The organism is Pseudoalteromonas sp. CNC9-20 (genome assembly GCF_022347875.1).
Classification (GTDB): domain Bacteria; phylum Pseudomonadota; class Gammaproteobacteria; order Enterobacterales; family Alteromonadaceae; genus Pseudoalteromonas; species Pseudoalteromonas ruthenica.
In genome coordinates this window covers 183157-198211 of record NZ_JAKRFS010000006.1, presented here as the reverse complement: position 1 = coordinate 198211, position 15055 = coordinate 183157, and the positions used below count along the sequence as shown (strand labels likewise).

The window sequence follows — 15055 nt, the reverse complement described above, 5'->3', positions numbered from 1 at the left end:
GTACTTGGAAGACCTTCATAGACAGAGTAAGTAATGACAAGGTTAACACTTCCTCGAGATCGTTATTTGGATCTCAGTACTCCCCAAGTCATGGGGATTTTAAATGTCACGCCGGACTCCTTCTCCGATGGCGGCCAACACAATACCCTAGACAACGCTGTCAACCGTGCCCTAACGATGTTAGAACAAGGTGCCACTATTATTGATGTGGGCGGCGAGTCAACACGCCCAGGCGCAGACGATGTCGCTGAACAAGAAGAGTTGCAGCGGGTGGTCCCCGTAATCAACGCCATTCGCGAGCGCAGTGATTGCGTCATCTCCATTGATACCAGTAAGGCCGGCGTGATGACAGCGGCGGTTCAGGCCGGTGCAGATATCATCAACGATGTGCGCGCGCTGCAAGAACCTGGGGCACTTAGCGCAGCAGCCAGCGCTCAGGTTCCTGTGTGCATTATGCACATGCGCGGGCAACCACGCTCTATGCAAAATGCTCCTGATTACATTGATGTCACCAAAGAGGTGGGTACGTTTTTACAAGAGCGAGCGCGACAATGTATCGAAGCTGGGATAAGTAAAACGAACATTATTATCGACCCCGGCTTTGGCTTTGGTAAATCACTGCAACATAACTATCAATTGTTGAGTGAGCTTGAGCAACTACAGCGACTAGGATACCCAGTACTCACTGGTCTATCGCGCAAATCAATGTTCGGAAAATTATTAAATCGAGATGCAGATCAGCGTCTCAGCGCAAGCTTGGCTGGCGCATTAATCTGTATGCAAAAGGGCGCGCGCATTGTGCGCGTGCATGATGTGCAAGAAACAACGGATATTGTAAAGGTTTTCCAAGCCACCCAGGCCCCTTTGCAAGTACAAGATTAGGAGAAAACATGAGTACAACACGTAAATATTTTGGCACCGATGGCGTGCGAGGTCAGGTTGGTGAATACCCGATAACGCCAGAATTTGCTCTTAAGCTAGGTTGGGCGGCTGGTAAAGTTCTCTCTAAAACGGGAACAAGGAAGGTTGTTATCGGGAAAGACACCCGCATTTCCGGTTACTTACTTGAGACCTCTTTAGAGGCCGGGCTTATCGCAGCGGGCATTGATGTCGTCTTACTTGGTCCAATGCCAACGCCAGCGGTTGCTTATTTAACGCAAACCTTTAGAGCGGAAGCGGGCATTGTGATAAGTGCTTCACACAACCCTTATCATGATAACGGTATTAAGTTTTTTTCCAGCGATGGCCTTAAATTAGCCGACGATATTGAACTTGAAATAGAAGCCATGCTCGACAGTGATATGACCTGTGTGCCTTCTGAAAAGCTGGGTAAAGCGCGACGTCTGGTAAGTGCAGATGGCCGCTATATTGAATTCTGTAAAGGTCAGTTCCCGCAAGGGCATTCTTTGGAAGGGCTTAAAATTGTCCTCGATTGTGCCAATGGCGCAACCTATCACATTGCGCCCGCCGTTATGCAAGAGCTGGGTGCAGAGGTGATCCCTTATGCCTGTCAGCCTAATGGCTTGAACATAAATGCTGAGTGTGGCGCCACCGATGTATCCGCACTGAAACGCAAAGTGCTTGAAGAGCAGGCTGATGTAGGGATTGCTTATGACGGTGACGGCGATCGGGTGATGATGGTCGACCACAAAGGGCAAGTGTTTGATGGCGATGATATCGTTTATATCATTGCCAGCGCGCTGCACCATCAAGGAGAGCTTGGTGGCGGCGTGGTAGGCACGGTGATGTCCAACATGGGTCTTGAAAATGCCCTTAAAGAGAAAGGAATAGACTTTGCTCGCTCGAAAGTGGGTGACCGTTATGTGATGGAACTATTAAAGCAAAAAGGGTGGAAAGTCGGCGGTGAAAGTTCAGGGCACGTACTTAACTTGGATTTAATCAGCACTGGCGACGGTATTATTTCCAGCTTGCAAGTACTTGCCGCTATGGTCACGACGAACAAAACATTGCGCGATTTAGGGCAAGGATTTGTTAAATACCCGATGAATATGATTAACGTGCGCTATGCCCCTGGTAGTGACCCAACACAAGCACCCACTGTGCAACAGGTTGTCGCCGAGGTTGAACAGGAGCTCGCCGGTAAAGGGCGGGTGCTGCTACGTAAATCGGGTACCGAGCCGGTGGTGCGGGTGATGGTTGAAGCCGAGCACGAAAAACAAGTACTGGATTTGAGTAGTAAAATAGCGCAAGTTGTTGAAAGTGTGAGCAGTTAAACAAGTTTGCATAAATAACTACTTGTAAGTTGAAATGACTCGGGGTACTATCTCGTCCGCTTTCAGACATGGAGTAAAACATGGCATCACGTAAGCCTTTAGTGGCTGGTAATTGGAAGTTAAATGGTTCTCAAACATTGCTCAATGAAATGGCTAATGTTTTAGAAGATATTAATGGCCAAGAAGTCGATGTGGCACTGTTTGTTCCCGCCTTATTAGCAGCAGAAGCTGTGAAATTAGGTTTGCAAACGGGCGTACAGACTGTGTCTGAATATGAAGCGGGCGCTTACACCGGGGAGACCCAAGCGGCGCTGGCTAAGCAGCTAGGTGTCACTTACACCTTAGTTGGGCACTCTGAGCGTCGCCATGTTTTTGGTGAGTCTGACGAAGACGTAGCAAATAAATTTGCTATGGCGCAACAGCAGGGCCTTATCCCTGTACTGTGTGTCGGAGAGACCGAGCAGCAACGTGAACAGGGTGAAACAGAATCAGTGATTAGTGCTCAAATTGAGGCGGTAATCCAAAAATTAGGTGTGGCTGCATTATCACAATCTGTGATAGCATACGAGCCGGTTTGGGCTATAGGCACAGGTAAAACTGCATCGCCGCAGCAAGCTCAAGACATACACCAGTTTATTCGTGATAAGATTGCCCAGCAAGATCAGGGTCTATCACAAGGCTTACGCATATTGTATGGCGGCAGCGTAAACGAAAAGAATAGTGAAGAATTATTTGCACAACAAGATATAGACGGCGGCCTTATCGGCGGTGCAAGTCTAAAAACAGGCGCTTTTGTCAGCATCTGTGAAAGTGCAAAAGGATAATATTAAATGTACGAAATTCTATTAGTAATTTATTTGATTGTTGCAATTGCACTGGTTGGTTTCGTGCTAATTCAACAAGGTAAAGGCGCTGATATGGGGTCTTCATTTGGTGCAGGTGCATCGGCAACCGTTTTTGGTTCGTCAGGTGCTGGTAACTTTATGACTAAGACAACCACAGTATTAGCAACTATCTTCTTTGTGCTAAGCATCGTGCTAGGTAACCTAACTGCGGGTCAAATTAAAAAGACCGACGAGTGGGAAAACCTAGAATCAGCACCTGCTGCTCAGACGGTGACTGAAGATGCATCTGATGTACCAGTAGAAGAGCCTAAGAGCACGAATCCAGACGTGCCAAACTAAAAAATTAAGCCGTGGTGGTGGAATTGGTAGACACGCCATCTTGAGGGGGTGGTGAGCTATGCTCGTGCGGGTTCAAGTCCCGCCCACGGCACCAAATTAAAAAAGCCAAGCAGATGCTTGGCTTTTTTATTGTAAAGGCCTTGTTAATACTGGCCTTTAGTCATGCTAGGTGGTTGCTAAATATAAACCTTACCTCTATAATAGTCGCCACGAATGAGGTGATGCAGCCGTATCTCTCATGCAGCAGATTTTCAAACAAGGTTCTCTTTACGTTGGCTTTGTTTTATTTGATGTTCGCGCATTCTTAGTAATGCGCGTTTTGCGTTTAGCCAAGGCAACTTTGCTAAACGTTGCAGCGGTTTTTATCGTGCAGATATAGCCCGCAGCCAAGCTTGGCCCTAGGCCGCTCAGAAGATCAGGAGATCTTCGTACTACGAATATCTCCGGTGTGACGCCCCGCTTGGTTCGGGGCGTTGTTGTATCTGTACTTGAAAAATGGGGCTTAAGCCCTTTTTTTGTTTCTATGGAGGAGTTTCGTGACAAAGCTCGAGCAAACATTAACTGACATGTTAACACCGGCAGTTGAAGCCTTAGACTTCGAGCTACTGGGGCTTGAATTTATTCAAGCGGGTCGCCATTCCACATTACGTGTGTATATCGACCATCCAGATGGCATTACTGTGGATAATTGTGCAGATGTAAGTCGACAGGTGAGCGCGATTCTCGATGTAGAAGACCCCATTACCAACGAATACGACTTGGAAGTGTCGTCGCCAGGCGTTGATCGTCCACTGTTCAAACCAGAACATTACCAACAAGCAGTGGGTGAGGAAGTACGCTTGCGTACCAAGCTTCCACAAGATGGTCGCCGTAATTTTAAGGGCGACTTAGTAGCAGTTAATGGTGATATGGTCACTATCAACGTTGATAATCAAGAGTTTATGTTGATGATCAGCAACGTTGAGCGTGCCAATATCATCGCCAAATTTTAATTTCAGTGCGAAAGGAATAGGGCAAGCGAGGCAATACCTATGGCAAAAGAAATCCTATTGGTGGCGGAAGCCGTTTCCAATGAAAAAGCGGTCCCCAAAGAGAAAATTTTTGAAGCATTAGAGTTCGCACTAGCGACCGCAACAAAGAAAAAACATGACGGTGATATCGATGTGCGTGTATCTATCGACCGCAAAACCGGTGAATACGATACGTTCCGTCGTTGGCAGGTGGCTGAGGCGCTAGAAGATGGCAGCCTAGAACACCCATACCGCGAGATCACCCTCGAAGCGGCGCAGGTAGAAGAGCCTGAAATCCAGCTTGGTGATTTTGTTGAAGAACAGATTGAATCTATTAAGTTTGACCGTATTACCACGCAAATGGCGAAGCAAGTTATCGTCCAAAAAGTGCGTGAAGCAGAACGCGCATTAGTGGTTGAAGCGTATAAAGATCAAGAAGGTGAGTTAGTTACTGGCGTGGTGAAAAAAGCCAGCCGCGACGCCATCGTGCTTGATTTAGGCAACAATGCCGAAGCCGTCATTTATCGTGAAGATATGTTACCGCGCGAAAACTTCCGCCCAGGTGACCGCGTTCGTGGTTTACTCTATGCAGTGCGCCCCGAAGCGCGCGGCGCGCAATTGTTCGTCACTCGCTCTAAACCTGAAATGCTGATGGAACTATTCCGCATTGAGGTGCCAGAGATTGGCGAAGAAATGATTGAGCTACGCTCTGCAGCGCGTGACCCAGGTTCACGTGCCAAAATCGCAGTAAAATCGAATGATAAGCGCATTGACCCTGTGGGTGCCTGTGTGGGTATGCGAGGAGCGCGTGTGCAAGCTGTCTCTACAGAGCTTGGCGGCGAGCGCGTTGACATCGTGTTATACGATGATAACCCAGCACAATTCGTTATTAATGCGATGGCACCTGCTGAGGTCGCATCCATTGTTATGGACGAAGATTCGCGCTCAATGGATATTGCTGTTGAGGCTGATAACCTAGCACAGGCTATTGGTCGTAACGGACAAAACGTACGTTTAGCGAGCCAACTTACAGGTTGGGAACTGAACGTGATGACGGTTGAAGATATGGAATCTAAAAACCGTGAAGAATCAGACAAACTTATCAACCTATTCACTGAAGGGTTGGATATTGATGACGACTTCGCTGAATTATTAATCGGCGAGGGCTTCTCAACGCTTGAAGAAGTGGCCTATGTGCCTACTAGCGAGTTCCTAGAAATTGATGGTCTTGATGAAGAGACTGTTGAAGAGCTACGTAACCGCGCTAAAGATGCATTAACAACGAAAGCGTTGAAAGACGAAGAATCGCTAGAAGGTGCTGAGCCAGCTGAAGACTTATTGAATCTTGAAGGACTTGATCGCCACCTTGCCTTTGTCATGGCAAGTAAAGGGGTGATTACTTTAGAAGATCTAGCTGAGCAAGGCATTGATGAACTAGTTGAAATTACCGAGCTTTCCGAGCAGGAAGCGGGCGACCTGATTATGGCCGCGCGTAACGTTTGCTGGTTCGGTGACGAGTAATTTATTAACGGAGGTAACAAAGAATATGGCAGAAGTAAGTGTAGCAAAACTGGCCGAGGACATTGGTACAACTGTTGATAAATTGCTCCAGCAATTAGACAGTGCCGGTATTAAAAAAGGCGCTGACGACCATGTCTCTGAGTCAGAAAAAGCACAACTACTCGATCACTTGTCGAAGCAACACGGCGGTGCGGGTTCAACCGGCCCCGAGCGCATGACCCTGCAGCGTAAGAAGAAAAGTACGCTCAGCGTGACAGGTTCAACGGGTAAGGCGAAAGCCGTACAAGTAGAAGTGCGCAAAAAGCGCACCTACGTGAAAAAGAGCGCGCTAGAGGAGCAGCAGGAGCAAGCTCGTTTAGAAGCAGAGGAGCAAGCGCGTAAAGAGGCCGAGGCACAGGCCAAAGAAGAAGCAGAGCGTAAGGCCAAAGAAGAAGCCGAACGCAAAGCAAAAGAAGAGGCTGAACGCAAAGCGAAACAAGAAGCAGAGCGTAAGGCTAAAGAAGAAGCGAAGCGTAAAGCTGAAGCACAGCGCAAAGACAGTCATGATTCTGCAAAGGACGAGGAGCAAACTCAGAAAGAACGTGAAGAAGCTGAGCGCTTACAGAAAGAAGCAGAAGAGGCAGCATTGAAGAAAGCCGAAGAAGAAGCGAAACGTCAAGCCGAAGAAGCCCGCCGTCTAGCGGAAGAAAACGAAGCGCGTTGGAAGAAAGAAGAAGAGGAACGTAAGCGCCGCGAGGAAACAGCGGACCATCACCTCACAACCTCGACCTATGCCCGTGAAGCAGAGGACGAATCAGACGCGCGCGAAGAGAAAAGTGCACGTCGTAAAAAGAAAAAGCCAAAGGGTAAAACCGAGGCTCCAGCTAAGCTTAAAGGCAAGAAAGGTAAGCTGAAAGCGCCTACGTCTTTACAGCATGGCTTTAAAAAGCCGGTAGCGGATAAAAAAGCTGAAGTACGCATTGGTGAAACCATCACCGTTGCTGAGTTAGCATCACGTATGGCGGTGAAAGGCGCTGAAGTGGTGAAAACTATGATGAAGATGGGTGACATGGTAACCATTAACCAAGTTATCGATCAGGAAACAGCACAACTGGTGGCCGAAGAAATGGGTCACAAAGTAGTGATCACCAAAGAAAACGAGCTTGAAGAGCGCGTATTAAGCGATCGCTCTGAAGGCGGTCAGGCTGAATCGCGTGCACCGGTTGTAACTGTAATGGGTCACGTTGACCACGGTAAAACCTCGACGCTTGACTACATCCGTAAAGCCAAAGTGGCATCGGGTGAGGCTGGCGGTATTACCCAGCACATTGGTGCTTACCACGTTGACACCGACAACGGCATGATCACCTTCCTAGATACACCAGGACACGCGGCCTTTACTTCAATGCGTGCACGGGGTGCAAAAGCAACGGATATCGTTATCCTTGTTGTTGCTGCCGACGATGGTGTAATGCCGCAAACCAAAGAAGCAGTACAGCACGCTAAAGCAGCAGAAGTACCGTTGATTGTTGCGGTGAACAAAATCGATAAAGAAGGCGCGGACCCAGATCGCGTTAAGAATGAACTTGCAGCGTTAGATGTTATCCCAGAAGAATGGGGCGGAGAAACGCAGTTCGTTCATATCTCAGCGAAAACGGGTGAAGGTGTTGATGAGCTTCTTGAAGCTGTCTTGATGCAGTCAGAAATCCTTGAACTAACCGCTATTCCTGAAGGCATGGCCTCGGGTGTGGTGATTGAATCACGTCTAGATAAAGGCCGTGGTCCAGTGGCAACTGTTCTTGTTCAAGAAGGTATGCTTAAGCAAGGCGATATCGTTCTTTGTGGTCTTGAATATGGCCGTGTTCGTGCAATGCGCGATGAGAATGGTAAAGAAATCAAAGAAGCGGGCCCGTCAATTCCAGTCGAGATTTTAGGTCTCTCTGGTGTGCCTGCAGCCGGTGACGAAGCCACTGTGGTACGCGATGAGCGTAAAGCGCGTGAAGTAGCGCTTTATCGTCAAGGCAAATTCCGCGAAGTGAAGCTTGCTCGTCAGCAAAAAGCGAAACTGGAAAACATGTTTAGCAATATGTCTGAAGGTGACGTGAGCGAAGTGAACATTGTCCTTAAGGCCGACGTTCAAGGTTCTATCGAAGCTATTGCCGATTCACTGACTAAGCTTTCTACTGAAGAAGTTAAAGTGAAAATCGTGGGTAGCGGTGTTGGTGGTATCACCGAGACTGATGCATCACTTGCCGCCGCATCAAATGCGATTGTCGTTGGCTTTAACGTTCGTGCCGACGCTTCTGCACGTAAAGTGATTGAAAGCGAAAGCATTGACCTGCGTTACTACAGCGTTATCTATGACCTGATTGAGGAAGTGAAGCAAGCCATGACCGGTATGCTACAGCCTGAATTCAAACAGGAAATCATTGGTCTTGCCGAAGTACGTGATGTATTTAAGGCACCGAAGATTGGCTCTGTCGCTGGGTGTATGGTAACCGAAGGTGTGGTTAAGCGTTCTAACCCAATTCGCGTTCTTCGTGATAACGTCGTTATCTATGAAGGTGAGCTTGAGTCGCTACGTCGATTCAGAGATGACGTTCAAGAAGTTCGTAACGGTATGGAATGTGGTATCGGCGTTAAGAACTATAATGACGTTAAGGTCGGTGACCAAATTGAGGTATTCGAAGTCGTTGAAGTACAACGCTCGCTGTAAACCTCACAGTTAGTCATAAAAAGTATGGGGGCCTTGTGCCCCCATTTGTGCATTGTGTAATCAATAGAAGTGGTGGAAATGAGAGAATTTTCTCGCACAGAGCGCGTAGCGCAGCAAATCCAAAAAGAAATCGCGGTGATCATCCAGCGCGAAGTGAAAGACCCGCGTTTAGGCATGGTGACCGTGTCTGCGGTGGAAGTATCCCGTGATTTGTCCTACGCCAAAATTTTTGTCACCGTCTTTAACCAAGATGACGACACTAAAGCGAAACAAAGCATGCGTATTTTGAATGATGCCAGCGGCTACATTCGCTCCTTATTAGGCAAGCGTATTCGTGCTCGCATTATCCCTGAGTTGCGTTTCGTGATTGATAACTCGCTGCTCGAGGGGATGCGTATTTCTAACTTGGTCGACACCGTAATGCGTGAAGATCAGGATAAGCGCAACAACAGCGACGAAGAAGAGTAAGCGCGATGGCCAGACGGACAAAAGGCCGCCCGGTCGATGGCGTACTATTGGTTAATAAGCCGCAAGGGATCTCCAGTAACCGTGCGTTACAACAAGCAAAAGGTATTTTCTTTGCGCAAAAGGCGGGCCACACCGGCGCGTTAGACCCTCTTGCTACGGGGATGTTACCGGTGTGCTTCGGTGAAGCGACCAAGTTTTCACAGTTTTTACTCGACACCGACAAAACCTATGTGGTTCGAGCTAAACTAGGCGAGCGCACGACCACCTCTGACGCCGATGGTGAAATTGTGCAAACCCGAGCAGTGGATGTCTGTGAAGCGGATTTACGTGAACAGGTTGCCAGTTTTATTGGGGAGTCGGATCAGTATCCGTCGATGTACTCGGCACTGAAATACCAAGGCCAACCACTGTATAAATATGCCCGTGAAGGCATTGAAGTACCGCGTAAATGCCGCCGTATTCATGTCTACAGTTTGACCTTAGATGAGTTCGACAGTGAGCGCAACGAGATACAAATGACCGCGCACGTATCCAAAGGCACCTATATACGTACGATTGTTGATGACTTAGGTGAGTTACTCGGGTGTGGCGCCCATGTGATTATGCTTCACCGTTCTAAAGTAGGTCACTATCCGGCAGAAAAAATGGTGACGTTAGAGACGTTGCAGCAGCTACTCGATGAGGCCAAAGCCAAAGACATCGCCCCAGCAGAGGTACTCGACCCCTTGCTGTTACCCATGGATACAGCGGTGCAAGACTTACCAAGCATCGAGCTTGACGAACAACAAGCCACTGCTTTTGCCCACGGGCAAACTGTGGTTGTCGGCGAGCAGGTTGCGCCGGTATGTGCGGTGCGCTGCAAAACACGCTTTCTAGGCGTTGGTGAGCGTAACCAACACGGCCACTTAAAGGCCAAACGTGCTGTGGCAATTACCAGCTAGGAAAGTGGCGCACCCTATAAAGCGCTTGTAGTTCTCGCGTAAATTGTTAAAATAGCGCGCTCATTTGGTGGGGCTGGATTAGTGATCGGCTCTTACCGTATTAAAACACTCATTTTTTGGAGTTATTTATGTCACTAAGCAACCAAGAAAAAGCAGATATCATCGCAAAATTCGCACGCGCTGAAGGCGACACAGGTTCACCTGAAGTACAAGTAGCTTTGCTAACTCACGATATCAACAAGCTTCAAGGTCACTTTGCTAACCACAAGCAAGACAACCACTCACGTCGTGGTCTGCTTCGCAAAGTAAGCCAACGCCGTAACTTGCTTAACTACCTAAAAGGTAAAAGCATCGAGCGTTACACTGCACTAATTCAAGAACTTGGCCTACGTCGCTAATTCTTTGAAATCAGTTTACAAAAAGGGGCTATCTAGCCCCTTTTTTTGTGTGCTTTTGGCGAGTATACTAGGCCCTGTCTAAGTCGCTAGGGCAATGTATGGCCGTCGGCTAAGATGGCACCATATTGCCAATTGTAGTAAATAAAGGCATTCCAGCGTGAGTGTGGTTATTTACTGTAATTGGTAAGGTGCTTGAGAAAACCAAACTTTAGTCTGCTTAGTACGATTAAGTAGGGCTAAATGCAACTTAAAGGAAATAATTAAGTGCAACCAATTATTAAAGAATTTCAATACGGTGAACACACTGTAACGCTAGAAACGGGTGCTATTGCACGTCAAGCAGACGGTGCCGTACTTGCTAGCATTGGCGATACCTCGGTACTCGTGACTGTGGTTGGTAAGCGTGAAGCAAACCCAGGTCAAGACTTCTTTCCTCTGACTGTTAACTACATTGAAAAAATGTACGCAGCGGGTCGTATCCCTGGTGGTTTCTTGAAGCGTGAAGGTCGTCCATCAGACGGCGAGACACTGATCGCGCGCTTGATTGACCGTCCAATCCGTCCACTGTTCCCTGATGGCTTCGTAAACGAAGTGCAAGTTATCGCAACCGTTGTTTCAGTAGACCCTGAAATTCAACCCGATATCGTAGCCCTGATTGGTACTTCAGCGGCGCTTGCGCTTTCGGGTATTCCATTCAATGGTCCAATCGGTGCGTCTCGTGTAGGCTTTATCGATGGTCAATATGTCCTTAACCCAACACTTACTGAGCTAAACGAAAGTAAGCTAGACCTTGTTGTTGCTGGTACTGACAACGCGGTACTGATGGTTGAGTCGGAAGCTGAAACATTGCCAGAAGACGTGATGCTAGGCGCCGTTGTTTACGGTCATGAGCAGTCACAAGCCATTATTACTGCAATTAACGAATTTGCTAGCGAAGCAGGCAAGCCTGTATGGGATTGGACCGCACCAGCGAAAGACGAGTCGCTAGCGGAAAAAGTGGCCGCCATCGCGGAAGCGAAAATCGGTGAAGCGTATCACATCACTGACAAGGTAGCGCGTAAAGATGCGCTAAGCGCAGCGAAGGCAGAAGTAATCGAGAAGCTAAGCGCTGAGCTGGGTGAAGACGAAAGCTTAGATGAGCAAGAAGTATCGGGTGTATTCGGTTCACTTGAGAAGAAAATCGTACGTGGTCGCATCATTGCCGGTGAAAAACGTATTGATGGCCGCACTCCTGAGATGATCCGTGCCCTAGATGTTAAAACCGGTGTGCTTGCACGTACGCACGGTAGTGCTATCTTCACCCGTGGTGAAACTCAGGCACTTGTTACCGCAACGCTGGGTACAGAACGTGACGCACAGATGATTGATGCCATTACGGGTACCTCAACTAACCGCTTCATGTTGCACTACAACTTCCCTCCATTCTGTGTTGGCGAAACAGGCTTTGTGGGCTCACCTAAGCGTCGTGAAATTGGTCATGGTAACCTTGCTAAGCGCGGTATTGCGGCTGTTCTTCCTACGCTTGAAGAATTCCCTTACTCAATCCGTGTGGTATCAGAGATCACTGAATCGAACGGTTCATCTTCAATGGCCTCGGTATGTGGTACTTCGCTGGCGCTGATGAATGCCGGTGTACCAACTAAGGCATCTGTAGCGGGTATTGCTATGGGTCTTGTTAAAGAAGGCGACAACTTTGTTGTTCTTTCCGACATCTTGGGTGACGAAGACCACTTAGGCGACATGGACTTTAAAGTAGCCGGTACTTCTGAAGGTATCACTGCGCTGCAAATGGATATCAAGATTGAAGGTATCACTAAAGAAATTATGCAAATTGCGCTTAACCAAGCACAAGCTGCCCGTTTGCATATTCTTGGCGTGATGGATGAAGCCATCTCTTCACCAGCGGCTGAGCTTTCAGATTACGCACCACGCATTTACACGGTGAACATTCCACCGAAGAAAATTGCTGACGTAATTGGTAAAGGCGGTGCGACAATCCGTGCGTTAACTGAAGAAACTGGCACTACTATCGAAATCGATGATGACGGTACCGTTAAGATCGCTGCCACCGATGGCGAAAGCGCACGCGCTGCAATCGCTCGCGTAGAGCAGTTAACTGCAGAACTTGAAGTAGGTACAATCTACGAAGGTAAAGTAGTTCGTATCGTAGACTTCGGTGCGTTTGTTAATGTATTGCCAGGCAAAGATGGATTAGTACACATTTCACAAATCAGCGAAGAGCGTGTGAATAACGTGACTGATCACCTTAGCGTTGGTCAAGAAGTTAAAGTTAAGGTACTAGAAGTAGACCGCCAAGGCCGCGTTCGCTTGAGTATCAAAGAAGCGCAGGAAAAACCAGCTGCAAACGCAGAAGAGTCAAAAAGCTCTGAATAAGCATTAATCTGATGTAAAAGGGGGCTGTTTAGCCCCCTTTTTTGTGGTTTAATGAAAATCTATAGCCGTTGAATATAGGTGCAGGACGTTGAGAAAACCCATTTCGCTCATTATTGCAGGCGCACTAGCCGCTGTGTTGGCCGGTTGCCAATCCACTTCCCAAGAGCCTCAGTATTTAGTTGCAGTGCCATTTACAGCGCCTCTGCCCAGTGATTTTCGCAGCGAAATTGCCATTGCTCGTTATACCGAGCTCATTGAGCAAGCTGAACTTCCTAATGAGCAACAAGCGCAGCTTTATTATGACCGAGGCGTACTGTTTGATAGCTTAGGGCTTAGTACCTTGGCGCGCATTGACTTTAACCGCGCGGTAAAACTTAAGCCTGATTTAGCCGAGGTCTATAACTTTTTAGGCATTCATCACACCCTAATGCAGCAATACGGCAAAGCTTACGAAATGTTCGACTCGGTGTTAGAGCTTAACGCTGAGCATGAATATGCATACTTAAACCGAGGCATCGCCCTTTATTATGGGGAGCGCCCTAAACTGGCCAGTGACGACTTACAAGCCTTTTTAGATTTTGCACCAGACGATCCCTACCGTGTGCTGTGGCTTTATTTAGCGCAAAGTGCGAACGACGCTCAACAAGCAAAAGCCAATTTAGCTAAGATGGCGCAAGCGTTAGACCCACAGAATTGGGCCTATCAGTTGGTCGCTTATTACAATGGCGATATTGATGAAAAGGCTCTGTTAAACACCTTGAGCGAGGGCGTTGAATCGCACCAGGAGTATGCTGAGCGATTGTGTGAGGCGTATTTCTATATCGCCAAGCGTCACCAAGCTGAAGGCAATACAGCCTTGGCCAGTGACTACTTTAAATTGGCGTTATCGACTAATGTGTACGAGTTTGTTGAATATAAGTACGCCCGTTTGGAGCTGAGCTTAATGGCAGGCGAGGGTGCGCACTAGTGTAATTATACTGCTGACACTACTACTTTGTGCCAGCAGCAGTTTCTCACCTCATTTAGCTTCCCATCTAGCGGCAAACTTTGCCAGTTACCTTGGTTATTGGCATCGCTATCAGCCACACAGTATCGACTATCAATCACTTAATCAGGCACAGCTGCGAGTGTTGGCAGGGCAGAGTGTGGCGCCAGCGCAATTGGCTCTAGCCGTCAAGTTACTCAATGACCACCGTATAGAGGATGCCACGCCGTATTGGCAGGCGGCGTTATCACATCAAAGCGACACCCAAGCTGTGCAGTGGCAGCAACTTACCAAGCGGCTACTCCTTAATGAGCAATGGCACTCGCTCACGACCATCTCACAACACCGTGCGCTTAGTGAAGAGGTTGCTCAGCCTCTACTGATGCACCAAGGTGTGCCGCCAAGTCGAATTACCGTTGACTATGCGCAGCATCATGATTTTGAAGTGCGCTTAGGAGCAATTGAGGCACGCCAATGTGATTACAATATTTTATTATTGGCAGATCACGCGCAAGGCATCGAGAGGTTAAAACAATTGCGTGAACGATACCTTGCAAAAGCAGAGCCACAACCGGGGCTGATGTGTTTATCTAAGCCTGTTTATATGGGTAGTCAGCTTGCTTGCACGTCGAGTCGGGGGGAGTATGCGCGCTGCAATTGGCAGTCCTTGGCAGAGCAGCCATCACGACTGCCCCCGGGGTTTGATTTCATTGTTATGATGACCAAGCAGGGGCGCGCCAATGTCCAAGCAGGAGTCATGCAATTAAGCATAGAGGCACCTTATCATGTGTTTTTACACGAACTCATGCATTTTGCCGGGTTCACGGACGAATATCCGGGGCCTAAAGTACAACAACACGCATGCACAGACAAAGGGCAAATCTATGCTAACCTTTATGTCGATGATACAAGGCCTTCTGGTTGGTATAAAAGCGATTTTTGCAACAATGGGCGTGGCTATAAACCCACTGATAAAATCAGCATTATGCAACACTCAGAGGTTGGCTTATCGCCTTTGTATCGTCGCCTTTGGGTGAAACAATTGCGCCAACACAGCGATGAATTACTGCGCTATCAAGATTACTTTCATCGCCTAAGTGCGCTACCAATCTGGCTACAACGCCACCCACTTGCCACACATGGAGCAGGTGAAGGCCGTACAACTATTAACCAAGCTAACAACTAGATTTGTAAGCAAGGTTAGTGAGGTGTTAATCTCAGCCCA

General features: G+C 48.0%; 13 protein-coding genes and 1 tRNA gene. All 14 read left to right on the top strand.

Going from position 1 to position 15055, the window contains the following annotated elements; all coding sequences use genetic code 11:
• Positions 1-33 precede the first annotated feature (33 nt).
• The 14 genes from folP (at position 34) to MHM89_RS15435 (ending at position 15016) form a co-directional block, all read left to right on the top strand.
• On the top strand, positions 34-882 hold the full coding sequence (gene folP / locus MHM89_RS15500) for a dihydropteroate synthase (RefSeq protein ID WP_151172984.1): 849 nt from the start codon (positions 34-36) through the stop codon (positions 880-882).
• A gap of 8 nt (positions 883-890) precedes the next feature.
• A complete protein-coding gene (glmM, locus tag MHM89_RS15495; RefSeq protein ID WP_239409171.1) occupies positions 891-2234 on the top strand; it encodes a phosphoglucosamine mutase in 1344 nt (447 codons plus the stop codon).
• Between the two features lie 80 nt (positions 2235-2314).
• On the top strand, positions 2315-3058 hold the full coding sequence (gene tpiA, locus MHM89_RS15490; RefSeq protein WP_022945702.1) for a triose-phosphate isomerase: 744 nt from the start codon (positions 2315-2317) through the stop codon (positions 3056-3058).
• Positions 3059-3064: 6 nt separating this feature from the next.
• A complete protein-coding gene (secG, locus tag MHM89_RS15485; protein WP_022945701.1) occupies positions 3065-3418 on the top strand; it encodes a preprotein translocase subunit SecG in 354 nt (117 codons plus the stop codon).
• 8 nt (positions 3419-3426) lie between these two features.
• Positions 3427-3512: transfer RNA gene (locus tag MHM89_RS15480), tRNA-Leu, on the top strand.
• Positions 3513-3954: 442 nt separating this feature from the next.
• Positions 3955-4410 carry a ribosome maturation factor RimP gene (rimP, locus tag MHM89_RS15475; protein WP_022945699.1) on the top strand — a complete coding sequence of 152 codons (456 nt, stop codon included), beginning with the start codon at positions 3955-3957 and terminating at the stop codon, positions 4408-4410.
• A 39-nt stretch (positions 4411-4449) separates the two neighbouring features.
• Positions 4450-5949: a transcription termination factor NusA gene (nusA, locus tag MHM89_RS15470; protein WP_022945698.1), complete on the top strand. Its 1500-nt coding sequence runs from the start codon at positions 4450-4452 to the stop codon at positions 5947-5949.
• Positions 5950-5974: 25 nt separating this feature from the next.
• Positions 5975-8644, top strand: coding sequence for a translation initiation factor IF-2 (infB, locus tag MHM89_RS15465; RefSeq protein ID WP_022945697.1), 2670 nt, complete (start codon positions 5975-5977; stop codon positions 8642-8644).
• Between the two features lie 78 nt (positions 8645-8722).
• On the top strand, positions 8723-9112 hold the full coding sequence (rbfA, locus tag MHM89_RS15460; protein ID WP_022945696.1) for a 30S ribosome-binding factor RbfA: 390 nt from the start codon (positions 8723-8725) through the stop codon (positions 9110-9112).
• A gap of 5 nt (positions 9113-9117) precedes the next feature.
• Complete coding sequence (gene truB, locus MHM89_RS15455; protein ID WP_022945695.1) at positions 9118-10053, top strand: tRNA pseudouridine(55) synthase TruB; 936 nt, start codon at positions 9118-9120, stop codon at positions 10051-10053.
• A 128-nt stretch (positions 10054-10181) separates the two neighbouring features.
• Positions 10182-10451, top strand: coding sequence for a 30S ribosomal protein S15 (gene rpsO / locus MHM89_RS15450; protein WP_026111212.1), 270 nt, complete (start codon positions 10182-10184; stop codon positions 10449-10451).
• A gap of 264 nt (positions 10452-10715) precedes the next feature.
• A complete protein-coding gene (gene pnp / locus MHM89_RS15445; protein ID WP_239409170.1) occupies positions 10716-12845 on the top strand; it encodes a polyribonucleotide nucleotidyltransferase in 2130 nt (709 codons plus the stop codon).
• Between the two features lie 88 nt (positions 12846-12933).
• Positions 12934-13812: a lipoprotein NlpI gene (gene nlpI, locus MHM89_RS15440; protein ID WP_022945693.1), complete on the top strand. Its 879-nt coding sequence runs from the start codon at positions 12934-12936 to the stop codon at positions 13810-13812.
• On the top strand, positions 13802-15016 hold the full coding sequence (locus tag MHM89_RS15435) for a hypothetical protein (RefSeq protein ID WP_239409169.1): 1215 nt from the start codon (positions 13802-13804) through the stop codon (positions 15014-15016). The genes nlpI and MHM89_RS15435 overlap by 11 nt, the downstream gene beginning before the upstream one ends.
• Positions 15017-15055 lie beyond the last annotated feature (39 nt).